The 23,991-nt window shown below is 71.0% G+C and carries 21 protein-coding genes and 2 pseudogenes; 3 read left to right on the top strand and 20 right to left on the bottom strand.

The genetic code is table 11. From position 1 onward, the window contains the following. Positions 1-125: 125 nt before the first annotated feature. From AB0915_RS29485 to AB0915_RS29410, 16 genes are all read right to left on the bottom strand, one after another. Entirely contained in the window at positions 126-1,355 is a 1,230-nt protein-coding gene (locus AB0915_RS29485) for a cytochrome P450 (protein ID WP_366693979.1), read from the bottom strand. A 62-nt stretch (positions 1,356-1,417) separates the two neighbouring features. Continuing rightward, on the bottom strand, positions 1,418-2,080 hold the full coding sequence (locus AB0915_RS29480) for a response regulator transcription factor (protein WP_366693978.1): 663 nt from the start codon (positions 2,078-2,080) through the stop codon (positions 1,418-1,420). After that, complete coding sequence (locus AB0915_RS29475) at positions 2,077-3,393, bottom strand: histidine kinase (protein WP_366693977.1); 1,317 nt, start codon at positions 3,391-3,393, stop codon at positions 2,077-2,079. Before AB0915_RS29475 ends, AB0915_RS29480 begins: the two co-directional genes overlap by 4 nt. Positions 3,394-3,525: 132 nt before the next feature. Continuing rightward, a complete protein-coding gene (locus AB0915_RS29470) occupies positions 3,526-4,401 on the bottom strand; it encodes an alpha/beta hydrolase (protein ID WP_366693976.1) in 876 nt (291 codons plus the stop codon). A 109-nt stretch (positions 4,402-4,510) separates the two neighbouring features. After that, complete coding sequence (gene kynU, locus AB0915_RS29465; RefSeq protein ID WP_366693975.1) at positions 4,511-5,725, bottom strand: kynureninase; 1,215 nt, start codon at positions 5,723-5,725, stop codon at positions 4,511-4,513. Continuing rightward, entirely contained in the window at positions 5,718-6,566 is an 849-nt protein-coding gene (locus AB0915_RS29460; RefSeq protein ID WP_366693974.1) for a tryptophan 2,3-dioxygenase family protein, read from the bottom strand. The genes kynU and AB0915_RS29460 overlap by 8 nt, the downstream gene beginning before the upstream one ends. A 161-nt stretch (positions 6,567-6,727) precedes the next feature. Continuing rightward, the gene (locus AB0915_RS29455) at positions 6,728-7,141 is read right to left on the bottom strand and encodes a DUF3151 domain-containing protein (RefSeq protein WP_366137837.1); all 414 of its coding nucleotides are present in this window, start codon (positions 7,139-7,141) and stop codon (positions 6,728-6,730) included. A gap of 56 nt (positions 7,142-7,197) precedes the next feature. Continuing rightward, positions 7,198-8,715: an MFS transporter gene (locus AB0915_RS29450; RefSeq protein WP_366693973.1), complete on the bottom strand. Its 1,518-nt coding sequence runs from the start codon at positions 8,713-8,715 to the stop codon at positions 7,198-7,200. Positions 8,716-8,802: 87 nt separating this feature from the next. Then, on the bottom strand, positions 8,803-9,969 hold the full coding sequence (locus tag AB0915_RS29445) for a MalY/PatB family protein (protein WP_366693972.1): 1,167 nt from the start codon (positions 9,967-9,969) through the stop codon (positions 8,803-8,805). An 88-nt stretch (positions 9,970-10,057) separates the two neighbouring features. Continuing rightward, the gene (fbaA, locus tag AB0915_RS29440; protein WP_366693971.1) at positions 10,058-11,080 is read right to left on the bottom strand and encodes a class II fructose-bisphosphate aldolase; all 1,023 of its coding nucleotides are present in this window, start codon (positions 11,078-11,080) and stop codon (positions 10,058-10,060) included. A gap of 214 nt (positions 11,081-11,294) precedes the next feature. Beyond that, complete coding sequence (gene pyrE, locus AB0915_RS29435) at positions 11,295-11,834, bottom strand: orotate phosphoribosyltransferase (protein ID WP_366693970.1); 540 nt, start codon at positions 11,832-11,834, stop codon at positions 11,295-11,297. A 25-nt stretch (positions 11,835-11,859) separates the two neighbouring features. Then, positions 11,860-12,660, bottom strand: a complete 801-nt coding sequence (locus AB0915_RS29430; protein WP_366693969.1) for an aldose 1-epimerase — start codon at positions 12,658-12,660, stop codon at positions 11,860-11,862. A gap of 21 nt (positions 12,661-12,681) precedes the next feature. Continuing rightward, positions 12,682-13,575, bottom strand: a complete 894-nt coding sequence (locus tag AB0915_RS29425) for an SRPBCC domain-containing protein (protein WP_366693968.1) — start codon at positions 13,573-13,575, stop codon at positions 12,682-12,684. Between the two features lie 119 nt (positions 13,576-13,694). Next, positions 13,695-15,305: a polyamine aminopropyltransferase gene (locus tag AB0915_RS29420; protein ID WP_366693967.1), complete on the bottom strand. Its 1,611-nt coding sequence runs from the start codon at positions 15,303-15,305 to the stop codon at positions 13,695-13,697. An 84-nt stretch (positions 15,306-15,389) separates the two neighbouring features. Then, positions 15,390-15,911, bottom strand: coding sequence for a DUF2617 family protein (locus AB0915_RS29415; RefSeq protein ID WP_366693966.1), 522 nt, complete (start codon positions 15,909-15,911; stop codon positions 15,390-15,392). A gap of 306 nt (positions 15,912-16,217) precedes the next feature. Further along, positions 16,218-16,538, bottom strand: a complete 321-nt coding sequence (locus AB0915_RS29410; protein ID WP_366693965.1) for a hypothetical protein — start codon at positions 16,536-16,538, stop codon at positions 16,218-16,220. 138 nt (positions 16,539-16,676) lie between these two features. On the opposite strand from AB0915_RS29410, the gene AB0915_RS29405 reads away from it, so the two are divergent. Beyond that, complete coding sequence (locus AB0915_RS29405) at positions 16,677-17,864, top strand: pyridoxal phosphate-dependent aminotransferase (protein WP_366693964.1); 1,188 nt, start codon at positions 16,677-16,679, stop codon at positions 17,862-17,864. A gap of 237 nt (positions 17,865-18,101) precedes the next feature. Here the strand turns inward: AB0915_RS29405 and AB0915_RS29400 are convergent, their stop codons facing one another. The 3 genes from AB0915_RS29400 to clpB all read right to left on the bottom strand — a co-directional run bounded on the left by AB0915_RS29400 (position 18,102) and on the right by clpB (position 22,975). Further along, positions 18,102-18,659 carry a YbjN domain-containing protein gene (locus AB0915_RS29400; RefSeq protein ID WP_366693963.1) on the bottom strand — a complete coding sequence of 186 codons (558 nt, stop codon included), beginning with the start codon at positions 18,657-18,659 and terminating at the stop codon, positions 18,102-18,104. A gap of 71 nt (positions 18,660-18,730) precedes the next feature. Further along, positions 18,731-19,996, bottom strand: a complete 1,266-nt coding sequence (locus AB0915_RS29395; protein WP_366693962.1) for an MFS transporter — start codon at positions 19,994-19,996, stop codon at positions 18,731-18,733. 378 nt (positions 19,997-20,374) lie between these two features. Next, a complete protein-coding gene (gene clpB, locus AB0915_RS29390) occupies positions 20,375-22,975 on the bottom strand; it encodes an ATP-dependent chaperone ClpB (protein ID WP_366693961.1) in 2,601 nt (866 codons plus the stop codon). A 225-nt stretch (positions 22,976-23,200) separates the two neighbouring features. Here clpB and AB0915_RS29385 point away from each other — a divergent pair, with 225 nt between their 5' ends. Further along, positions 23,201-23,623: a TIGR03618 family F420-dependent PPOX class oxidoreductase gene (locus AB0915_RS29385; protein ID WP_366693960.1), complete on the top strand. Its 423-nt coding sequence runs from the start codon at positions 23,201-23,203 to the stop codon at positions 23,621-23,623. Between the two features lie 112 nt (positions 23,624-23,735). Here AB0915_RS29385 and AB0915_RS29380 read toward each other — a convergent pair. Further along, positions 23,736-23,897, bottom strand: a pseudogene (locus AB0915_RS29380) ((2Fe-2S)-binding protein); the annotation flags it as partial. On the opposite strand from AB0915_RS29380, the pseudogene AB0915_RS29375 reads away from it, so the two are divergent. Then, a pseudogene (locus AB0915_RS29375) lies at positions 23,894-23,991 on the top strand (short chain dehydrogenase); the annotation flags it as partial. The pseudogenes AB0915_RS29380 and AB0915_RS29375 overlap by 4 nt on opposite strands.

Genomic DNA, 23,991 nt, shown 5'->3' with positions numbered 1-23,991 from the left:
CCCTAGTAGCTCCGCTACGAGGACCTTCCAGCGCCTTGGAATCGCACGCACCAGACCGCGTCCGCTTTCCGATCGAAGGTCACCCGACAGGCTCTGAGCCACGGGGGAGGCCGTAACGCTTCCGGTCACAGCTCCACGCGCAGCTCCTTCAGGCCCCTGATCACGTAGCCCGGGTTCCACTCCGGCTCGGCCGCCAGCCGCATCCGGGGCGCCCGACGCAGCAACTCACCGAAGGAAGCAGCGAGTTCGACCCGGGCGAGTGGCGCGCCCAGGCAGAAGTGGATGCCCGCACCGAAGGTGATGTGCGGGTTCTCCTGCCGGGACAGGTCCAGCGTGTCCGGGTCCGCGAAGCGCGCCGGGTCGCGGTTGGCGGAGCCGAAGAGCAGGGCCACCTCGGAGCCGCGCGGAATGACCGTGCCGTCGATCTCGATGTCGTCGAGGACCCAGCGCTCGAACATCTGCAACGGAGTGTCGTACCGCATCAGCTCCTCCACGGCCGTGGGCAGCAGCCCGTGGTCGGCGCGGAGGGCCGCCAGCTGCTCGGGGTGACGCAGCAGCGTCCACCAGCCGTTCACGGTGGTGTTGACCGTCGCCTCGTGGCCCGCGTTCAACAGCAGCACACACGTGGAGATCATCTCCTGCTCGCTGAGCCGCTCCCCTTCGTCGTGCGCGGCGATGAGCGCGGAGATCAGATCCGTACCGGGGTTCTTGCGACGCTCCGCGATCAGCTCCCGGAGGTACGCGGAGAAGTCCACCGAGGCGCGGACGGCGGCGCTCGCGGTCTCCTCGGACGGGTTCAGTTCGAACATTCCGCAGATCGCCGCCGACCAGGGCCGCAACGGCCCGCGGTCGGACTCGGGGATGCCGAGCATCTCGGCGATGACGGCGACAGGCAGCGGTTCGGCGACCGCGGCGAGCAGGTCGCCGCCGCCCGCCTCCACAAAGCTGTCGACCAGCTCGGCGGCGAGCCGCCGCACCGTCGGGACGAGCTGCTCGACCGTGCGCGGGGTGAACGCCTTCGAGACCAGGCGCCGGATCCGGGTGTGGTCGGGGGCCTCCAGGTCGAGAATCCCCTGCCCGTTGAGGGTGGTGAAGGGCTCGTGCGCGGCGGGCGGCGGCGTACGGCCGAACTCCTCGTGCGTGAAGCGGTGCAGATACGTCCGGCCCAGGCGCCGGTCCCGCAGCAGCGCGGACACATCGGCGTAGTGCGGAACGAGCCACTGGTTCGTGGGCTCGAACCGGTGCACCCGGCCACCGGCCCGCAGCGCGGCGTACGCGGGGTACGGGTCGGCGACGAACGCCGGTGACCAGGGGTCGAACTGAGCGGTGGCGGCGGGCTGCGGGGACTGGTGCATGAAACCGACGCTATCCGGACCGGTCGGTTCAGTCACGGGCGGCCCTCAAGGGGAGCAGGAGGTCAGGAGGGGGTGACCAGGCGGGCCTCGTACGCGAACACCGCGGCCTGCGTGCGGTCCCGCAGCCCGAGTTTCACCAGGATCCGGCTCACATGCGTCTTGATGGTGGACTCGGCGACCACCAGATGCGAGGCGATCTCCGCGTTCGACAGCCCCTGCGCGATGAGGACGAGCACCTCCGTCTCGCGCTCCGTCAGATCGCCGATCTGAGCCGGCGTGGGTGACCTCGGGGCTCCGGCGAGCCGCGAGAACTCGGTGATCAGCCGCTTGGTGACGGTCGGCGCCAGAAGCGCTTCCCCGGCCGCCACCACCCGTACACCGTCGGCGAGTTGGCGCGCGGAGGCGTCCTTCAGCAGAAAACCAGAAGCTCCGGCGCGCAGCGCCTGGTACACGTACTCGTCGAGGTCGAACGTGGTCAGCACCAGCACCTTGGCAGCGGCGTCGTTGGCGACGATCTCGCGGGTCGCCTCGATGCCGTTGAGCTCCGGCATCCGGATGTCCATCAGGACCACGTCGGGCCGGAGCGCTGCGGCCTGGGCGATGGCCTGCCGGCCGTCGACCGCCTCGCCGACGACCTCGATGCCCGGCATCGCGCCCAAGAGCACCGAGAAGCCCTCGCGGACCATCATCTGGTCGTCGACGATCAGGACACGTATGTCGTTCATGAGGTCTCGCTCTGCATCGGTTCGTGGGCCAGGGGTACGGGGATGAACGCGGTGATCTCGTAACCGCCGTCCGCGGCCGGCTCGGCGGTCATCTCGCCGTTCAGCATCGCGACCCGTTCCCGCATCCCCGTGATCCCGTGCCCGGCACCCTGCGACGGTTTCACCGGACCGGTCGGCGGACCGTTGACGACCCGCAGCCCGAGCCCGCCCAGCACATAGCCGATCTCGACCTTGGCCGTGGCGCCCGGGGCGTGCCGCAGCGTGTTGCTGAGGGCTTCCTGGATGATCCGGTACGCCGACAGCTCGACGCCCTGCGGCAGTTCACGTACCGCGCCGGTGATCGTCTTCTCGGCCACCAGGCCGGCGTCGGCCACGTTGGCCAGCAGTCCGTCGAGTTCGGCGAGGGTGGGCTGGGGTGCGTCCGGCGCCTGGTAGTCCTCGGCCCGTACGACACCGAGGACCCGGCGCAGTTCGGTGAGGGCGGCGACGGCGTTCTCCCGGATGGTGAGGAAGGCCTGCTCCAGCTCGGGGGGCGGGTTCTCCACCCGGTACGGGGCCGCCTCGGCCTGGATCGCGACGACCGACATGTGGTGGGCGACCACGTCGTGCAGTTCACGGGCGATGGTGGTGCGCTCCTCCAGCAGCGTGCGCCGGTCGCGTTCCACGGCGGTGACGGTGCGCTGCACGGTCACCTCGCGCTCCGCTTCCCGGCGGGTCTGCACGACGGTCACCACGAGCAGCGCGAACGCGGACGTCACGGCCATGGGCCCGGTGATCGCGTAGGAGTGCCAGCCGATGTTCGCCATGACGATGCCGAGCAACACGGTCAGGATCCACATCCAGGCCGCGGTACGGGGCCGGGTCCGGGCGGCGACCACGACGAGCACCACCAGATGCGCGAAAAACATGCTCGGCACCCACGGCCAGCCCTCGTCGCCGAAGGTGGCCGACACCGGAGTGAGCGCCATCGACATCCAGAACGCGCCGACCGGCCTGACCAGGGTCATCACGACGGCTACCGCCGGAAGCAGCCCGGTTGTGATGATCTCGATGGGGGACCAGGCCCCGTCGCCGTCCGCCCTGCCGAAACCGGTGAGGACAGTGATCAGCGCGGCCAGCCCGACCAGCGCGTGTGGCGTCCACCTGGCCCGCGCGCGCATCCCCTCGGACAGCAGCCGGGTCGCCCGGCCGGTCCGCATCGGCGGCAGCGAGCGGTAGGCGAACGCATCATGGAAGAGGTCCTGCCGCAGGCCGCCTATCGCCCCTGCGGCCAGCCGGAACTCGGGACTTCTGTTCTTGGTGGTCTCGGTCACGCCCTCACGGTAGGCGGCCCGGTGCGGGACGTCGTCAGCAGTGATACGGATCCTGCGGCATCCGCCGCAAGGACTACTCGGACCCACCCGGGCGGACCGGTCACGGCCGCCGGACGGCCCCGGGAACGCCTGTCACCACGCCAGTTGCGCAATCTCCTCCGCCACCACCGCACACGCATCCGCCGCCGGATCGATCAACGGGAAGTGCCCGACATCCTCCAGCAGCGTCAGCCCCACCGTCTCCCCGGCCTTCGCCGCCGCATCGACGAACGCCTCCGCGACCGCCTGCGGCACCGTCAGGTCGGTGCGTCCCTGCACCAGCGCCGTGGCGATTCCCGTCGGCAGCAGCACAGCCGGGTCGGCGTACGGACTCCTGGCCGCGAAGTCCTCTTCCGTTCCGAGCAGTTGAACCACCGCACCGGAGCAGACATCCAGCTCCACCGCCGTGGTGAAGTCGGCGATCGGCGCCAGGGCGACAACGCCGCGCAGCGGCGGCGCCGCGGGCAGCCGCCACGGCGACCCTTCCGGGAGTACGTGCCGGGCCGCTGCCCACAACGCCAGGTGACCGCCCGCGGAGTGGCCGGTGACGACGATCCGCCGCGCATCGGCCTCCGGCAGTTCACGGGCCAGCAGTGCGGGCAGCGCGTCCATCGCCGCGGCGACGTCGTCGAACGTCTCGGGCCAACGGCCCGCGACCGGCCCGGAACCGCGCTGCTGCGGGATCTCGCTGCCGCACCGGTACTCGACATTGGCGACGGCGAACCCGCGCCGGGCCAGGAAGTCCGCGAGCGGCGACACATGCTGCCGGTCGTACGGCGCCCGCCACGCACCGCCGTGCAGGAGGACCACGACGGGCGCCCCGGCCCGCCCGTCCCGCGGGGCGTAGAAGTCGATCACCTGGTCGGGGTGGTCGCCGTAGGCGGCGGTGGCGTCGGGGGCGACAGCCGGATGCGAGAACGCCGACTCGGTCTCGACTGCGTCCCGATCACGCGCGGCGGAATCCGACATGCTGCTCCAACCATCCGACAGAGGTGCCCAACTGGCCTGACCAGCGGGGACGGTATCAGCACGGGGTACCGCGTCCCCACGGGGATTGACCGTGGGGACGCGGTAGGCGTCACACCCCGCCGAGCGGCCCGCTCACCACCTCACCCAGTACCCGCGCGGCCCGCTCCACATCCGCGAACCCCACGTACAACGGCGTGAACCCGAACCGCAGCACATCCGGCCGCCGCAGATCCCCGACCACGCCCCGGGCGATGAGCGCACGCATCGCCGGCTCGGCGACCGCCGCGTCCACACACCGCAACGACACCTGGCTGCCGCGCTCCCCGTGCGCCCCCGGGGTGACCGGGACGACCACGCCCTCCGGCACATACGCCCCGACGCACTCCAGGAAGAAGTCCGTCAGCGCCAGCGACTTGGCCCGTACCGCTTCGACCGGCACCCCGTCCCACACGTCCAGCGCCGCTTCGAGAGCCAGCATGGACAGGATGTCGGGGGTTCCGACCCGGCCGCGCACGGAACCGTCCGCCGGAGCGTAGCCCGGCGCCATCGCGAACGGGTCGGCGTGCGAGGTCCACCCCGGCAGCGGGGAGTCGAAGGCCGCCTGGTGCCGCTCGGCGACGTACAGATAGGCGGGCGAACCGGGCCCGCCGTTGAGGTACTTGTACGTGCAGCCGACCGCCAGGTCCACCCCGTGCTCGTCGAGCCCGACCGGCAGCGCGCCCGCGCTGTGGCACAGGTCCCAGACCGCGAGCCCGCCCGCCGCGTGCACGGCGGCGGTGAGACCGGGCAGGTCGTGCAGCCGGCCGGTGCGGAAGTCGACGTGGTTGAGCAGGACGACCGCGGTCCGCGGACCGACCGCACCCGGCACGTCCGCCGGGGCGACGGGGACGAGCCGGTGCCCGGTCATCCGGGCCGCGGACTCGGCGATGTAGCCGTCCGTGGGAAACGTCGTCGCGTCGACCAGGATCTCGTCGCGTCCCTCCGGCGCCAGCCTGCTCGCGGCGACGACTGCCTTGAAGACGTTCACGCTCGTCGAATCGCCCACCACGATCTGGCCGGCGGCGGCCCCGACGAGCGGGGCGATCCGGTCACCGATCCGCTCGGGCGCGGTCCACCAGCCGCTCTCGTCCCAGGACCGGATGCGCAGCTCGCCCCACTCGCGGGTGAGGACCTCCTGCATCCGGGCGGGCACGTGCCGGGGCAGCGCCCCCAGCGAGTTGCCGTCGAGATAGACGGTGTCGTCGAGGGTGAACAGCTTCCGAAGATCGGCGAGTTCGTCGGCGGCGTCGAGTGCCGCGGCCCGCGCGGCGAAGGTCTCAGACATGGCTGCGCGCCGTCCACAGCTCCGGGAACACGTTCTTCGTGGCGCGTTTCTCCAGCCACGCGACCCCGGCGGAGCCGCCGGTGCCGGTCTTCGAGCCCATCGCTCGCCGGGTGGCGATGAGGTGGTCGTTGCGCCAGCGCCACACCAGTTCACCGACGTCGGTGAGCGCCTCGCCGAGCCGGACCAGCTCGTCGTGCCGCTCGGGATCGGCGTAGATCTCCGCCCAGACGGCCTCGACCTCGGGGGACGGCTCGTACTTCTGCGTCAGGTCCCGGCCGAGCACGGCCTGCGGTACGGCGTGCCCGCGCCGAGCGAGCAGGGCGAGCACCTCGTCGTACAGACCCGGCTCGGCGAGCGCCTTCTCCAGTTCGGCGTGGACGCGGGGTGCACCCCGGTGCGGTACGAGCATGGACGCGGACTTGTCGCCGAGCAGGAACTCCATCCGCCGGTACATCGCCGACTGGAAGCCGGAGCCCTCGCCAAGTGCGCCACGGTAGGAGTTGAACTGGGCGGGGGTGAGCTGGGCGAGCGGTGTCCAGGACGCGTTGAGCGCCTCGAGTTCCCGTACCGACCGCTTCAGCGCGTCGCGTGCGACCGGCAGCCGGTCCTCGCGCAGGGCGTGCGCCGCGGTCTCCCACTCGTGGACGATGACCGTGAACCACAGCTCCATGACCTGGGTGGTGACCAGGAAGACCATCTCGCCCGGATCGTCGGAGCGGAGGTTCTGAAGGTGGGTCAGGACATCCGCCTGGACATAGTCCTCGTACGGAGTCGTTCCCGCGAAGTCCAGGTGCGGGGTGTCCGCACCGGTGGCTTCGGGGTCGGGGTGGATCGTCGACATTGCTGTCTCCTCGACACGAGCTTCCGGGTAGCGGTCCGCCCCTTCCGTGAGGTGATGGAGCTCCGGTCCCCTGTCCGCATCCTAAACGGAGCCCCGGAAAAGGCGCAGGCCCCGCAGACGGCGATACGTCTGCGGGGCCGTGAACAGGGCGTATGCGCCTGCTATCCCAGGATCTCGGCGGCGGTCGGCGACGAGTCGCGGAGGAACGCCGAGCAGCGCTCGTACTCCTCCTGCTCACCGATCGACTGCGCGGCGCGCGCCAGGGCGTGCAGGGCGCGCAGGAAACCGCGGTTCGGCTCGTGCTCGAACGGTACGGGCCCGTGGCCCTTCCAGCCGGCCCTGCGGAGCGCGTCGAGCCCGCGGTGGTAGCCGGTGCGGGCATAGGCGTACGACTCGATGACGCGGCCGCCCTCGAACGCCTCGTCGGCTAGCTGCGCCCAGGCCAGCGAGGAGGTCGGGTACTTCGCGGCGACGTCGGCGGGGGCGGTGCCGTTCGCGAGCAGCTCGCGCGGCTCCGGGTCGTCGGGCAGGTGGGTCGGGGGAGGCCCCCCGAGCAGGTTCTCGTGGATGGACATGGTTTCAAGTGTGCCTGGCACACGCGCGTCGGGGGTAGTCGGGCGCCGCCGAGCGGTCAGGCCGGGCGCGGGTCCCCGTTCTCGTCCCGCGCGGGCTCCAGGGGAGGTGCCGCGAAACCGCAGTGCACGGTGCATTCGGGACGCGCCTTGCTCTTCCGGGCCGCGGGCGGTGTCCGTACGGTCGCCCAGGCGATCACCGAGCCCAGCACCATGAGCCCGGCACACATCGGCATGGCCCGCCGGAAGGTCGCGGCGAACTCACCGGCGTCGCGGTACGCCTCCGGCCCCATACCGGCGAGCAGCGGCAGTGCGGCCACAGCGATCAGGCCGGCGGCGCGGGCGGCGGCGTTGTTGATCCCGCTGGCCAGCCCGGCGCGCGCGGTGTCGACGGAGGCGAGGACGGTCGCGGTGAGCGGCGCCACCAGGGTGACCAGGCCGAGGCCGAGCACGGCGACGGCAGGCAGCACGTGCTGTACGTACGCGGAGACGGAGGCGTCGCCGGGCCCCACCCGCAGCATGAGCAGCATCCCGGCGGCGGCGAGCAGCGGCCCGACGGTGAGCGGGATACGGGGGCCGATGCGCTGCCCCAGCTCGCCCGACGAAGCGGAGAAGAGCAGCATCAGCACCGTGGTCGGAAGCAGGGCGGTTCCGGCGCCGAGGGCGGAGTACCCGGCCACGACCTGGAGCTGAATCGCGGAGAGGAAGAAGTAGCCGCCGAGCGCCGCGTACACGCAGAGCGTGACGATATTGACGGCGGTGAACTGGCGGGACTCGAACACCGACGGCGGCAGCATGGGGTTCGCCCGCCGCCGCTCCACCTGCACGAACGCCGCTCCGAGCAGAACTCCGCCCACGGCCGCCCCGATCACGGCGGCGGACGCCCCCTGCCGGGGAGCCTCGATCAACGCGTACGTCACCAGGGCCAGAGCCAGCGCGCCGAGCACGGCCCCCAGAACATCGAAGCGCCCGTGCGCGTGCGGGTCCCGCGACTCCGGTACGTGCCGCAGCGCGACCGGCACACAGATCGCGGCGACCGGCGCATTGATCAGAAACACCCACCGCCACCCCGGCCCGTCGACGAGCCACCCCCCGACGAACGGCCCGATCGCGGCCCCCACCCCGCCGAAGCCGGACCACAACCCGACCGCGCGCGCCCGGTCGTCCGGGTGAAAACTGGCCTGGATCAACGCCAGCGACCCGGGCGTGAGGAGCGCCCCGCCCACCCCCTGAAGGGCCCGGGCCGCAATCAGCACGACAGCATTCGGTGCGACGCCGCACAGCAGCGAGGCGGAAGCGAACCACACCACCCCCACGACGAACACCCGCCTGCGCCCGTACCGGTCCCCGAGCGCCCCGCCGAGCAGGATCAGCCCGGCAAGGGTCAGCAGATAGGCGTTGACGGTCCACTGGAGAGCGGCGAGATCAGTGCCGAGGTCCTTGCCGATACGGGGCAGGGCGACATTGACGACGGTGGAGTCGACCATGACCATGGCGGACCCGAGGACGGTGGTCAGAACGACCCAGCGCCCGGGTGCGGAGGCGGCACGGATCTGACCGGCAGGTGTCTCGCCCATGCGAGCAGCATCCCCGGTCCGGGGGGAGGTGGCCAGTCCGGGGCGGGCACCTGCCGGACAGGGCGCCCTGCGCCCGCACCGCCAAAATCAGCGCACCGCCCCCAGCGCCCTGATCAGCGCCTCGACGCCCGCCTCCACCTTGCTGCGCGGGCACCCCACGTTCAGACGCAGGAAGCCCTTCGCGCCGTACACCGCACCCGGCATGATCGCGACCTTCTCGCGTTCGATCAGCGTCCGCTGCAGTGCCTCGTCGTCCACACCCAGCGGGCGCAGGTCGATCCACGCCAGGTAGCCGGCCTGCGGCGGTTCCCAGGACAGTTCGGGAAAGGCCGTGTTCAGGCGTTCCGCGACGAGTGCCAGGTTGTCGCGGACGTACGCCCGGACCGCGTCCAGCCACTCCTCGCCCTCCCGGTACGCGGCTATGTGCGCGGTCAGCGACAGAACCGCCGGGGAGGCGAGCCCCTCTGCCGTCTCCATGCGCCGCAGGAACTCCGTCCGGTCCGCCGGGTCGCCGATGATGCCGTACGAGCCGGTCAGCGCCGGGAAGTTGAAGGACTTCGAGGCGGACGAGATCACCGCCCAGCGGCCCCCGCCCGCGCCCGCCACGCGCGCCCACGGCACATGCCGATGGCCCTCGTGCACGAAGTCCGCGTGGATCTCGTCGCTGATCACCGCGACCCCGTGGCGCGCCGCCAGCGCCGCCGTCTCGACGAGCTCCGGCTCCGCCCATACCCGGCCGGTCGGGTTGTGCGGCGAGCACAGCACCAGCACCTTCGCGTCGGGGCGCGCCAGCTCCCGCTCCAGCGCCTCCGTGTCGCCCACCGGCACGCCTCGCAGCTCCCGGCCGAGACCGGTGATCGCCTTGCGGAAACCGTCGTACGTGGGGGTGTGGACGACGACGCCGTCGCCCTCGGACGTCCACATCTGGAGAAGCTGTGAGAGCTGGCTGAGCACCGACGGGGCGTAGACCAGCCGGCCGGTGTCCAGCTCGGTGCCGTACCGGGTCCCGTACCAGTGCGCTATCGCCGTCCGGAATTCGTCCTGCTGCCAGCTGGTGTAGCCGAGAACGCCGTGGTCGAGGCGGGTCCGCAGCGCGGTCAGCACCTCCGGGGCGGTCTCGAAGTCCATGTCGGAGATGGTGAACGGGAGGAGCCCGTCGGCCCCGAACCGGTCGGCGACTCCGTCCCACTGGACACACCAGGTGCCCCTGCGGTCGACGACGGTGTCGAAGTCATAGCGTGCGCTCGCCTGCACCCGTGCTCCTTCTGCTCGTTCGCGGACGTGCCATGGGCCCGGCACCCCCAGGGAGTACCGGGCCCATGGCCGCTGTTCGTGCCTCCTGCTACTTCAGCTTCGTGCCGGTGGACCGCAGGTTCGCGCAGGCCTCCGTGACACGCTTGGCCATGCCCGCCTCGGCGGACTTGCCCCAGCTGCGCGGGTCGTAGACCTTCTTGTTGCCGACCTCGCCGTCGACCTTCAGCACACCGTCGTAGTTGCGGAACACGTGGTCCACGATCGGGCGGGTGAAGGCGTACTGGGTGTCGGTGTCGAGGTTCATCTTCACGACGCCGTTCTCCAGCGCGGTGGTGATCTCCTGCTCGGTGGAGCCGGAGCCGCCGTGGAAGACAAAATCGAACGGCGACGACTTGCCGTACTTGGCGCCGACGCCCTCCTGGAGGTCCTTCAGCAGCTCGGGACGGAGCACGACGTTGCCCGGCTTGTAGACACCGTGCACGTTGCCGAAGGACGCGGCCAGCAGGTAGCGGCCCTTCTCGCCCAGACCGAGCGCCTCGGCGGTACGCAGCGCGTCGTCGACGGTGGTGTACAGCTCGTCGTTGATCTCGTGCGTGACGCCGTCCTCCTCGCCACCGGTCGGGGTGATCTCGACCTCAAGAATGATCTTGGCGGCGGCGGCCTTGGCCAGCAGCTCCTGGCCGATGGCCAGGTTGTCGGCGAGGGTCTCGGCCGAACCGTCCCACATGTGGGACTGGAACAGCGGGTTCAGGCCCTTGGCGACGCGCTCGGCAGAGATGTCGAGCAGCGGACGTACGTAGCCGTCCAGCTTGTCCTTGGGGCAGTGGTCGGTGTGCAGCGCGACCGAGATGTCGTACTTGGCGGCGACGATGTGCGCGAACTCGGCGAGGGCAACGGCGCCCGTGACCATGTCCTTGTTGTGCTGGCCGCCCAGGAACTCCGCCCCACCGGTGGAGATCTGGACGATGCCGTCGCTCTCCGCCTCCGCGAAGCCGCGCAGTGCAGCGTGCAGGGTCTGGGTCGACGTCACATTGATGGCCGGGTAGGCGAACTTGCCAGCCTTCGCCCGGTCGAGCATCTCGGCGTAGACCTCGGGGGTTGCGATGGGCATCTGTCCGCTCCTTGGGATGTGCGGGTGTGCGTTGCTGGTTCCCTGACCTGGGGGCGACGTCATCGTCGCCCCCATCTTCCCAGACTCTCGCTCCGGCTCCACCCGGCGGACTCCCCCGACGTTCGGGCCGGGCCGCTGAAGGCATACGACGAGGGCGGACGGTTTCACGTGAAACCGTCCGCCCTCGAAGAAAAACGCAGGTCAGGCCAGGCGATCAGGCCAGGCCGAGGTCCGACACCGTGTAGGCGTGGACGTACGGGAGACCTGCCTCGGTGATGGCCGGAGCCGCACCTCGCTCCACGATCGTGGCGACGGCGACGACCTCGCCACCCGCCTCGCGTACCGCCTCCACAGCCGTCAGCGGCGAACCGCCGGTCGTCGAGGTGTCCTCGACGACCAGGCAGCGGCGGCCCTTCACGTCCGTACCCTCGATGCGGCGCTGCATCCCGTGCGCCTTCTGCGCCTTGCGGACGACGAACGCGTCCATCCGCTCCCCGCGCGCGGCGGCCGCATGCAGCATCGACGTGGCGACCGGGTCGGCACCCAGGGTCAGCCCGCCCACGCAGTCGTAGTCGAGCTCGGCGGTCGCGTCCAGCATGACCTGACCGACCATCGGAGCAGCCTCGCCGTCCAGCGTGATGCGGCGCAGGTCGATGTACCAGTCGGCCTCAAGACCCGAGGAAAGGGTCACCTTGCCGTGCACCACGGCCTTGTCCTTGATCTGCTGGAGCAGGTCAGCGTGTACGTCAGTCATGGTTACGAGCTTAAGGCCGCCCGCCTCAGAGCCTGCGCCAGCTCCAGGTCGTCACGATCTCCAGCGGGTCGATCGGGGTGACATAGCGCGGCGCGGTGTTCAGTCCGTTCGGCGGACCCGACTGCGGTTCCACGCAGACCGCCTCGTCCTGCTCGTCGTAGACGACGACCCACTCGGTCCGGCTCCTCACCTTCAGCTCCAGTTGCTGCGGCCAGGTCAGGGTCACGTCGACCCCGTCGGGCATCCCGAAACAGTCGTCCCACGGGCCGGGCAGCGGCGGGATCCGGCGGCCGGTCGGCAGATGGTTCTCGCCCCGCTCCTCCTGCCAGGCGGCGTCGAAGCCGATCTGCACGTCGTCACCGCCGGTTCCGAGGTTGCGCAGGAACCAGGGGTGCCAGCCGGCCTGTGCGGGGAACGAGTCCCCGTACGTCTCGATGCCGAACGCGAGCGTGAGCGAGTCCTCGGCGAGTTCGAAGGTCTGGGTGACCCGGCCCGGATACGGCCACGGCTCGGCCAGGTCGTAGTAGAACGCGGCCTCGGCCCCGCCCTCCTTCGCCGTGAGCCACGCGGTGTCACGGCCGGTGCCGTGGATGGCGTGCGGCGGGGAGTTCAGCGGCAGCTGATGGGGCACATCGCCGTTGTGGAAGCGGCCGTTCTCGGTCCGCCCGCACCACGGCACCATGGGGAAACAGCCGTATCGCTCCCCCTGCCGCAGCAATTCGGTGCCCCCGGCCCGGAGGCTCCTGATGCGGCAGCCGTTGGCGGGGTCCACGGTCAACTCGGCGTCGCCGACGGACAGCCGGACGTTCTTCTCGCTCCTGCTCACACGACGACAGTACTGGCGCCGCTACCTCCGCCGCCGCCGCAGCGCCCGGCCGACGACGACCGCGGAGGCGAGCGCGAGGGCGGCCGCCGGGGCCACCCAGCGCAGGGTGGCGCCCGCAGTGGTCGACTCGGGCGACGGCACAGGGGCGTACCGGCCGCGCGGCGGCGCGTGGTCGACCTCCTCGGCGCTGCGCCCGATCATGGTCCGGCGTGCGTGCGCGGCCTCGGCGGGCGGGCCCTCGGGGACGGGGAACCCCACGTCCGCGGAGTCGTCGAGCGAGGGCGGCGGCACCGGCGCCTCGAAGACCGAGCCGGTGCCGGGGGGCGTCCGGTCGGAGGGCGCCTCGGCGGAGGGTGCCTCCTCGGCGGAGGGTGCCTCCTCGGACGGCGATTCGCCGGACGGTCCCTCATCGGACGGTGCGGAGGCGGCGGGCACTCCACCGGGCGCCGCCCCCTCGGGCTCGGCGCCCGCGTCGTGGGTCGCCAGTGTCTCGGTCACCAGCTGCTGCGTGAAGCGGTCCAGCAGCCGGTACGCCGCCGCCAGCGCCGCATCCGGTTCCAGCTCCACGATGCGGCCCTCGCCGCCCGCCGTGCCCGTGAACCCGATCGTCGTACCGCCGTCCGTCTCCGTCAGGCGGATCGTCAGGCCGAGCTTCGCCGAGCCGGTGCCCCGCGCCTCCACGCCCTCGCCAGTGACGGAAACCCCTGCCCCGTCCGGCAGCGCGGTCGGGGTCAGAGTGCCGCGGTACGTGATCGTGTGGCCGCCGATCCGGACCTTGAGCCGGCCAGCCAGCGGGCCCGCGGACACGTCGGCGTCCTGCTGGAGGCCCGGAACGCAGCGCGCGACACGGGCGGAGTCGCGCAGCGTCCGCAGCAGGGACGGGACCGGAACCGGAACGAACACCTCATGCTCCATGGAAACCGAGCCTACTCAGGCACGGCCGCCCCGTCAGCGCTTCCGCACCCGGAAGAGCCGGGATCCCCCCGGGGCGGCACACCTCCGATCCCCCGGACCGGACGTGCCCGCGCGCGCCCTCACGGCTCCTCCCAGTACCGCGGATGCACGAGCGTCGACGGCGCCTGACCCCTCAGCCGTCGGCCCTCCGCGTACCGGGCCGCCCGCGCCAGTTCCCCTGCTGTGAGGAACCGGAGTTTCGGCGGACGTGGCGGCAGGTGAAGGACCGGAGGTCTCACGCCCGGGCGGGCGAGGACGAAGCCCCAGTCGGGGCGGCCCTGCGCAGCGCCCGTCGTGCGGTCCGGGCCCGCCGCGAAGCCGGAGAGACGCCCGCTGACGCGGTACGGGCGGGTTCGCAGGCCGGCCGCTCTCATGGACGCCTCGACCGTCCAGAACGTCCGGGGCCGGACGACGGGCGGGCCCGCGTGTACCACCAGCCGTCCACCCGGCGCGAGGGCCTCGGTGACAAGGCCGTAGAACTCCGCCGAGTACAGCTTCGCGCTCGCCGTGATCCCGGGGTCCGGCAGGTCGGAGATCACCACGTCGTAGCCGCCGTGCGACGCCTCCCGCAGCCAGGTGAACGCGTCCGCGGTGACGGCGGTCAGCCGCGGGTCGCGGTACGCGTGCGCGTTCAGCGCGGAGAGCGCGGGGTCGGTACGGGCCAGTCGGGTGACGCCGCGGTCGAGCTCGACGACCGTGACGCTCCGTACGTCCGGGTAGCGCAGCACCTCGCGGGCGGCCAGGCCGTCGCCGCCGCCCAGGATCAGCACCCGGGCATGGCGCCCGTTCATCGCCGGATGGACCAGCGCCTCGTGGTACCGGTACTCGTCACGGGCGCTGACCCGCAGCCGCCCGTCGAGGAAAAGGTCCAGGGAGCCGCGACCGGCCCCGGTGAGGACGACCTCCTGCACGTCGGTCTGCACGGCGACCCGCACCCGGTCCCCGTACACCGCGCGCCGGGCCACCCGCTCGAAGTCGTCGACGAGCACCGTGGCGGCGGCCAGCAGGGCGATCACCGTCACGTTGGCGACGATCAGCAGCCACCGGGACCGCCGGGTCAGGTCCCGCCGGAACACCCACAGCACCAGCGCCCCGCCCGCCGCCGCGTTGACCGTGCCGGTGAGCAGCGCCCCGGTGAGCTGGCCGAGGTCCGGCAGCAGGAAGAAGGGGAACGCCAGCCCGCCGACCAGCGCACCCACATAGTCGGCGGCGAACAGATCCGCGACCGCCCCGCCCGCGTCCTGCCGGTCGACGCGCTGGATCAGCGTCATCAGCAGGGGGATCTCCGCGCCGATCAGGATGCCTATGGCGAGCGAGAACCCGACCAGCGCGAAACGTGACTCCCCCATCCACGCGAACGACGCGTAGAGCACGAGCGCCGAGCAGCCGCCGATCAGTGCGAGACCCGCCTCGATCAGCCCGAAACCCACGGCGGCGCGGCTGCGTAAACGTTTCGCGAGCAGCGAGCCGACCCCCATCGCGAAGACCATCACAGAGAGCACGACGGATGTCTGGGTGACGGAATCGCCGGTCAAGTAGGAGGCGAGGGCAACCAGTTCGAGTTCGTAGACCAGCCCGCAGGCGGCGCAGACGAAGACTGTGGCCAGCACGAGGAACCGCCCGGTCCGCGGTCGTACGGGAAGACGCGGCGCACCCCCTCGCAACGACACCTGCACCTGCTGGTCGATCATGATGCGAACGCTACGTCACGATGACGTCGCCGCCTGTCACCCACAAGGGTGCAAGTGCCGTGCACGCAACCGAGTTGAGGCGATTCAGGGCGCCGTCACCGGCACCCGCACTCCCACCCGGGTGCGGGTCACCACCAACTGCCCCTCCTGCGGGTACGCGTGCCAGGTACGCCACTGGACCTGGCCGTCCGACCGCTGCGCGAGCATGGCGGTGAAGGCGTGCGGGCTGCCGGGGAACGTACCTGCGAGGCCGTGCGGATGGTCGGTCACCAGCGCGAGGAGCTCCTGCGCACGCCCGGCGAAGGAGCCCGCGGAGAGTGTCTCGACGCGCGCCGCGAATTCGTACTCCCAGTCACCGAGCTGTTTGGCGACGCCGAGCGGCAGCGGCGTGGAGCTGCCGGGGATACAGGCGACCGTTTCGGAACAGGTACCGCCGTCCTCTTCGAGAAGCACCTGGTGGGAGGCGCCGAGCAGACGCAGCTGCAGTTGCGCCCCGTCGAGCTCGAGGTCGAGCACGGCCAGGGCTGGGAGCGGTTCACGCCCCAGCGCCCAGGCCAGGTCGGCAGCACGGGTGTCGGAATAGGCCGTCTGGAGGGTCGTGAGCATGGGTCGGCTCCGCAAAACACGCATGGACACATGGACAGGGGACGCCCCCGTAACGACGCACGTGGGGGGTGGGGAACGCCCGATCAGGTCCAACTGGGGTCCGAGGGCTGAATGTTCTCTCCAACGAGGGAATCACGAAGTACGCAGCGTCCACAGCGTTTTTGCCCAACTTGACGTGGTTTCCATCCCCTCGGGGGCCCCACGGTTCAACTGTTCACCGCAAGCGCTCTGCGGGGCCCAACAAAAAGGTGCCCGGCGGGAGTTCACCCGTCGGGCACCTTCACCACGCGGACCAGCTGCCCCGTGTCAGCTGCCTCCGCCGCATCCGCCCCCGCCGCCGCACGAAGAACCGCCGCCGCACGAGGAGCCCCCGCCGCACGAGTGCCCGCCGGAGTGGCCGCCGGAGTGGCCGCCGGAGTGGCCGCCGCTTCCGCAGGACGAGCCACCGCCGTCGCCGCCCGCCCACCAGCCGCCACCGGCGGCCGCACCACTGCCCGAGCCACCGCCCGCGCGGCGCCGCCTGCTGCGCACCCGGCCCGACCGCCGGTTGGCCGCCACCGCCAGCAGCAGCACCACGACGAATCCGACGGCCACGACCCCGATCAGCACATCAGAGGAAATCCTCATCGACCTCACGTCCCTTCTGTCCCCCGAAGCGAGGTCCCCCGCTTCACACCGCCTCTCGCGTGAGTGGGGGATGCCCTCGGCCCCCCGGAGCCAAAGCAGACTTGAGCAACTCCAGAGCTTCGGCCCAGGATGGCGGGCATGACACAGGGACGACCGCTGCTCAACCGCCGCCTCGCCGAGTTCGGCACGACGATCTTCGCGGAAATGTCGGCGCTGGCCGTACGGACCGGCTCCATCAACCTCGGCCAGGGCTTCCCCGACACCGACGGCCCCGAAGAGATCCGGGAGGCCGCGGTCCGCGCGCTGCGCGCCGGGCACGGCAACCAGTACCCGCCGGGCCCCGGCGTCCCGGAACTGCGCACCGCGATCGCCGACCACCAGCAGCGGAGGTACCAACTCGCTTACGACCCCGACTCCGAGGTCCTCGTCACGGCGGGCGCCACCGAGGCCATCGCCGCCGCCCTGCTCGCCCTCGTGGAACCCGGCGACGAGGTCATCGCCCTGGAGCCGTACTACGACTCCTACGCCGCGTGCATCGCCATGGCGGGCGGCACCCGCGTCCCGGTCACCCTGCACCCGGACGCGGACAGCGGTTCGTACCGGCTCGACCTCGACGAGCTGCGCGCCGCCGTCACCTCCCGCACCCGGCTGATCCTCCTCAACACCCCGCACAATCCGACCGGCACCGTCCTGACCCGCGAGGAGCTAACGGCGATCGCCGCACTCGCCTGCGAGCGGGACCTCCTCGTCGTCACCGACGAGGTGTACGAGCATCTGGTCTTCGAGGGCACCCACCTGCCGATCGCGGGCTTCCCGGGCATGCGCGAGCGGACCGTGACCATCGGCTCCGCGGGAAAGACCTTCTCCTTCACCGGGTGGAAGGTCGGCTGGGTGACCGCGGCCCCGGAGCTGGTGGCGGCGGTCCGCTCGGCGAAGCAGTTCCTGACGTACGTCTCCGCGGGCCCGTTCCAGTACGCGGTCGCCGAGGCGCTGCGCCTGCCCGACAGCTACTTCGACGGGCTGCGCGCGGATCTGCGGGCCAAGCGGGACCTGCTGAGCGCCGGGCTGGCCGCGGCCGGATTCGAGGTCTACCGGCCCGCCGGGACGTACTTCGTCACCACCGACATCCGTCCGCTCGGCGGCGAGACCGACGGATTCGCGTTCTGCCGCGCGCTGCCCGAGCGGTGCGGGGTCGTCGCCATCCCCAACGCGGTGTTCTACGACCGTCAGGAGGCGGGCCGCAGCAAGGTCCGGTTCGCCTTCTGCAAGCGCACCGAGGTACTGGTGGACGCTGCGGAACGGCTCCGCAAGGCATTCGCGCACTGACCGCCGTCCTGTCGCGCCGGTTGTCGCACTCCTCGCTGCCTGCCGTCCGCCGCCGCCCGTCCGGCTCCGGCCCCTTCGGGTCCGAGCAGCGCTTCCCGCTGCCGCCGGCGCACGCCCTGACAAAAAAACCCGGCCGAGGACGGCGGTCGTGGTGACCGTCGCCCCGGCCGGGCTGTCGTTCGCCGACGGGACGAATCTGCTGACGCCGTCCCGTCGGCGCTGTGAACATCTGTGCGCTCAGGCGCTCGGCGCGTCCGAGCCGTCGCCCGACTCCTTGTCGGCCGGCTCCAGACCCAGACGCTCGCGCAGCCACTTGTCGAACTCGATCGAGGCCCGCACCCAGCTGACCGTCGACGAGACGAAGTGCTCCAGGCTGACGCCCGTACCGATGAGCATCTGCGCCTCACCGATCAGACGGACCGAGGTCTCGGTGTCCTCGGCGCCCTCCTCGGCCTCGTGGGTGTGGGTGTAGACCTTGGGCCACAGGGTGCGGCGGTTCCAGTCGTCGATCGCGTCGAGGAGGACCGGGCGCTGATCGGCGGGGTGCGGGCGGTCGTAGAACGTACGCACCGAGAAGACCTGCTGCTCGTCCTCGCCACGGAACATGAAGTACGTGCGGAAGTCCTCCCACGGCGCCGCGAGGTCACCCTCGTCGTCGACGACGTACTTCAGCTCCATCTGATCGAGAAGCTGCTTGACGAGGTCCTGGTCAGGGACGACGGGGCCCTCCGGTCCTGCCGCCTGCGGTTCGGGCTGGCCCCCGAAATTCGGAATCGAGGACGGATCGATAGACATCGCTGGGTACTCCTGTGGATCGCACGTGGTTTCCTTCCGTCGACCCTAGCCGCGTTTGACGGCCAGTAGTTCTACGCCCTCCGGGGAATCGTCCCCGCATCGGCTTCCCGCGCCCGCGACCAGGCAACGGCGACAGGGATCGCACACAACACTCCGAGGAGTCCGGACGCACCGATGGTGCCCGCCGACGACCCGGACAGCTCCGCTGCCAGGCCACCCGTGGCGACACCGATCCCCTGCATGGCGATCAGCCCCGACCTGGCGAGCCCCAGCGCCTGGCCGCGCTGGTCGGCCGGGGTCAGGAGTACGAAGGTGGCTCCGGCGGTTATCTGATAGGCGGAGCACACCCCCGACGCCATCAACACGAGCACGGCCACACCTATGCCGGGACCGAGCCAGTAGAGGATGAGCGGCAGATTCGCGCCGATCGCCAACGGCCCGAGCAGACGGCGCCGCCACTCGTCCCCGACCTGAGCCCGCCCCAGAAGAGCTGCGCCCAGCACCATTCCCGCCGGATGCGCGGCGAGCAGGAGTCCCACCGAGGAGGCGCCGCCGCCGGCCTCGTCCGCGAAGGGGGCTGCCAGCCCTTCCGGCAGGACGATGAACCCCGCGAGCCACCCCAGCGCGAGCAGCGACCGCAGCCTGCGATCCGACCAGATCAGTGCGGCCGCACTCCCGACCTGAGCGCCGAGCCGCGTCTTGCGCGCGTCGGCACCCGCCGCGGGACGGGCCTTTACGCCGAACCTGACCAGGGTCGCCGAGAGAAGGAAGGTCACCGCGTTCACACCCAGGGAGACGTGACTGCCCAGCCAAGCGACCAGCACACCCCCGCCGGCGAAACCGACCAGCTGTCCGGCCTGGTGAGTGATCAGCATGACTCGCTGGCCCCGCTCGTATCTCTGCTCGCCGAGCACGGTCGGCAGCAGTGCGCCCTGCGCAGCGCCGAAGGGTGCCTCGGCCAGCTGCGCCAGCACCAGCAGCCCGGCCAGCAGCGGCAACGGCGTCCCGGGCAGGGCCATCAGCCCGACCAGCACCGTCCGCACCAGGTCGCATCCGATCATGACCGTACGCCGGGGGAAACGGTCCGCCAGGCCGGACAGGAGCACCCCGGACAGCAGAGCGGGCAAGGTGGTCAGCGCATACGTCGCCGCGGTCCAACCGGGCGAGTCGGTGCGTTCGAACACCAGCAACGACAGGGCCACGCGTGCCAACTGGTCGCCCAGGATCGACTGAGCATAAGCAGCCCAAAGGGTACGGAATTCGCCAAGGTGAAAGAGATTGTCAGATCGGGGCTTTTCAGTCCCCGGATTTATCTCATCGCCTATCTGCTCGTTCATGCGGGCACGCTACCGGCTGCCGAATTCGGCCTCTAATCCTCCTTGTGAGCAGGTCATGATGGGCGACCCGAGGTGTCCTGATTGTTCGCGTGCCCCCGGGCGGGCGTCGCGGGTGCCCGAGCAGGCGTCCCTTGTCAGGGGCGGACGGTGCAGCCCGGGGCGGAGCAACGTAACGCGATCCCACCCTGGACGCGGAGCGAAACGTTTGGCTCAATATCGATGTTGAACAACGGACCACCGATGACGGCGACCGATTCTCCGTTATCCCGACATCACCGCAATTCTTCGTCAATTGCACTGCGGCGCAGACGACGAGTCCCCAGCCGGGACGCGCGGTCTTCCGGCTGGGGACACGACTTCGAACAGGCCGTGCGCCGTCTACAAGGTCTTCCCCGAAGTCGCGGGCCCGACGAGCAGGCCGTCCCCGACCCGGTCCACCCGGACGGTGTCCCCGTCCTTGACCTCGCCCGCGAGGATCTCCCTCGCGAGCCGGTCGCCGATCGCCGTCTGGATGAGGCGGCGCAGCGGCCGTGCCCCATAGGCGGGGTCGTTGCCCTCCTCGGCCAGCCAGGCCAGGGCCTCCGGCGTGACGTCCAGGGTGAGCCTGCGCTCGGCCAGACGCCCCGCGAGCCGGTCGATCTGAAGCTTCGCGATGTGCGAGAGCTCGTCGCCGGACAGGGCGGAGAAGACCACCAGGTCGTCGAGCCGGTTGAGGAACTCCGGCTTGAACGAGGCCCGTACGACCTCCAGGACCTGTTCCTTCTTCGCCTCGGGCTTGGTCAGCGGGTCCATGAGGAACTGGCTGCCGAGGTTGGAGGTCAGGATCAGGATGGTGTTGCGGAAGTCCACCGTCCGGCCCTGTCCGTCGGTGAGCCGGCCGTCGTCGAGGACCTGGAGCAGGATGTCGAAGACCTCGGGGTGGGCCTTCTCGACCTCGTCCAGCAGGACGACGCTGTACGGGCGGCGGCGCACCGCCTCCGTGAGCTGGCCGCCCTCCTCGTAGCCGACGTAGCCGGGCGGGGCGCCGACGAGACGCGCCACGCTGTGCTTCTCGCTGTACTCGCTCATGTCGATGCGGACCATGGCCCGCTCGTCGTCGAACAGGAAGTCGGCGAGCGCCTTCGCGAGCTCCGTCTTGCCGACACCGGTCGGGCCGAGGAAGAGGAACGAGCCGGTGGGCCGGTCGGGGTCGGCGATTCCGGCGCGGGTACGGCGTACCGCGTCCGACACCGCCCGTACGGCCTCGGTCTGGCCGATCAGCCGCCGGCCCAGTTCCTCCTCCATGCGCAGGAGCTTCTGGGTCTCGCCCTCCAGCAGGCGCCCGGCCGGGATGCCGGTCCAGGCGCCGACGACATCGGCGATGTCGTCCGGGCCGACCTCGTCCTTGACCATCGTGTCCTTGGCGGCCTCCTGCTCGGCCTCGTCGGCCTCGGCGAGCTCCCGCTCAAGGCTCGGGATCTCCCCGTACAGCAGCTTGGACGCGGTGTCGAAGTCACCGTCCCGCTGGGCACGCTCGGCCTGTCCGCGCAGATCGTCGAGGCGCTCCTTCAGCTCACCGACGCGGTTGAGGCCCTGCTTCTCCTTCTCCCAGCGGGCGGTGAGACCACGCAGCTCCTCCTCCTTGTCGGCGAGGTCGCGACGGAGCTTCTCCAGGCGCTGGACGGAACCGGCGTCGGTCTCGCTCTTCAGCGCCAGCTCCTCCATCCGGAGGCGGTCGACGGCGCGCTGCAGTTCGTCGATCTCGACGGGCGAGGAGTCGATCTCCATGCGCAGCCGGGACGCCGCCTCGTCGACCAGGTCGATCGCCTTGTCGGGGAGGAAGCGGGAGGTGATGTAGCGGTCGGACAGGGTCGCGGCGGCGACCAGCGCGGAGTCCGCGATCTGCACCTTGTGGTGCGCCTCGTAACGGCCCTTGAGGCCGCGGAGGATCGCGATGGTGTCCTCCACGGTCGGCTCGGCGACCAGGACCTGCTGGAAGCGGCGCTCCAGGGCGGGGTCCTTCTCGATCCGCTCGCGGTACTCGTCGAGCGTCGTCGCACCCACCATCCGCAGCTCGCCGCGGGCCAGCATCGGCTTGAGCATGTTGCCCGCGTCCATGGCGGAGTCCCCGCCGGCGCCCGCGCCCACGACGGTGTGGAGCTCGTCGATGAACGTGATGATCTGGCCGTCGCTCTCCTTGATCTCGGAGAGAACGGTCTTCAGGCGCTCCTCGAACTCGCCGCGGTACTTGGCGCCCGCGACCATGGCTCCCAGGTCCAGCGAGACGAGCCGCTTGTTCCGCAGGCTCTCCGGCACATCGCCCTTGACGATGCGCTGGGCGAGCCCCTCGACGACGGCGGTCTTGCCGACGCCGGGCTCGCCGATGAGCACGGGGTTGTTCTTCGTACGCCGCGACAGGACCTGCACGACGCGCCGGATCTCCTGGTCACGCCCGATGACGGGGTCGAGCTTGCCCTCGCGCGCGGCGGCCGTGAAGTCCGTACCGAACTTCTCCAGGGCCTTGTACTGGCCCTCCGGGTCGGGTGTGGTCACCCGGCGCCCTCCCCTGCTCTTCTCGAATGCGTCCAGCAGTTTCTTCGCGCCGGCGCCCTGCCTGGTGAGGATCCCACCGGCACGGCCGCCCTCGGCCGCGATGCCGATCATCAGATGCTCGGTGGAGAGGTAGTCGTCGCCGAGCTCCTTCGCACGCTGCGCGGCGTCGGAGATGACGGCGAGCAGCTCACGGTTGGGCTGCGGCGGGGCGACGGTCGACCCGGTGACGCTGGGCAGCGACGCGAGCAGCCGCTCGGTCTCGCTGCGCACGGCGGCCTGATCGGCCTCGACGGCGGCCAGCAGGTCGATGATGTTCTCGTTGTCCTCGCCCTGGAGCAGGGCGAGGAGCAGATGCCCAGGGGTCAGATCGGGGTGTCCGTCCTTCACGGCCCTGCTGGTGGCCGCGTTGATGGCGTCCCGGCTCCTGTTGGTCAGCTCGGCGTCCACGTGCGCTCTCTCCTCCTTGCGGTGACTGGTCTGTCACAACTATGACCAGATCAACGTCCACAAAGTTGAGTCTATTCCACTCAAGGCGTGATCGGTCCCACGCCACACGGCCCACGCCCGGAACCCGGAGCGGAGCAGGGCTCCCGACCGAGTGAACCGGCCGGACCCGTCCTCCGCCACCGCACCGCATCGGGGCACGGGCCCGCGGATGCCTACCCTTTCCCCATGGCCGTAGACGTACGCAACCCCAGCCCCGATTACCTCGCCTTCTGGCGCGAGCACCACGTGTGCACGCTGACCACCCCCCGCCCCGACGGCAGCCCGCACGTGGTGCCGGTCGGCGTGACGTACGACCCCGAGGCCGGACTCGCCCGCATCATCACCAACAAGAGCAGCAGAAAGGTCGCCAACGTCCTGGCCGCCGGTCCGGACGGGGCACGGGTGGCGGTCTGCCAGGTGGACCGGGGGCGCTGGGCAACGCTGGAGGGCCGCGCGACGGTCCGTACGGAGCAGGACGTGGTCGACGACGCGGTACTCCGCTACGCGGAACGCTACGGGCGCACGCCGGCACCCAACCCGAACCGGGTCGTCATCGAGATCGCCCTCGAACGGGCGCTGGGCCGGGGCGCACCGGTCCGCACGGCCTGACGGCCTCCCCACCGTCCGTCCCCGGGCAGCACAGCGGCGCCACCGTGTTCAGGTCACGATGGCGCCGCTGTGTGGGGGAGTGTCCGAGCGACATGGAACGACGGGGGATCGCTCAGGCACTGCGGGGGGTGGCGGAGATGGTTTCTGGTTCGATCAGCTGGTGGTCACGCTGATCAAGATTGACGAAGATCATTCCGTACCGGATCGCACACCGGACGGGCTGCGGCGCCCCACGGGGGCGCCGGAGGCACCGGTAGGCGCGGACCTCGTCGTCGCGCCGCCGTGGAGGCCGCCGCGTACGGCGTACGGGTCAACGCCGTCGCCCCCAGCCTCGCCATGCACCCGCACCTGGTGAAGGTCACCTCCGC

Origin of the sequence: Streptomyces sp. NPDC048411 (genome assembly GCF_040704695.1) — a bacterium.
GTDB lineage: Bacteria > Actinomycetota > Actinomycetes > Streptomycetales > Streptomycetaceae > Streptomyces.
The sequence above is the reverse complement of the archived record's forward strand: the minus strand, read 5'-3'. Positions and strand labels throughout refer to the sequence as shown.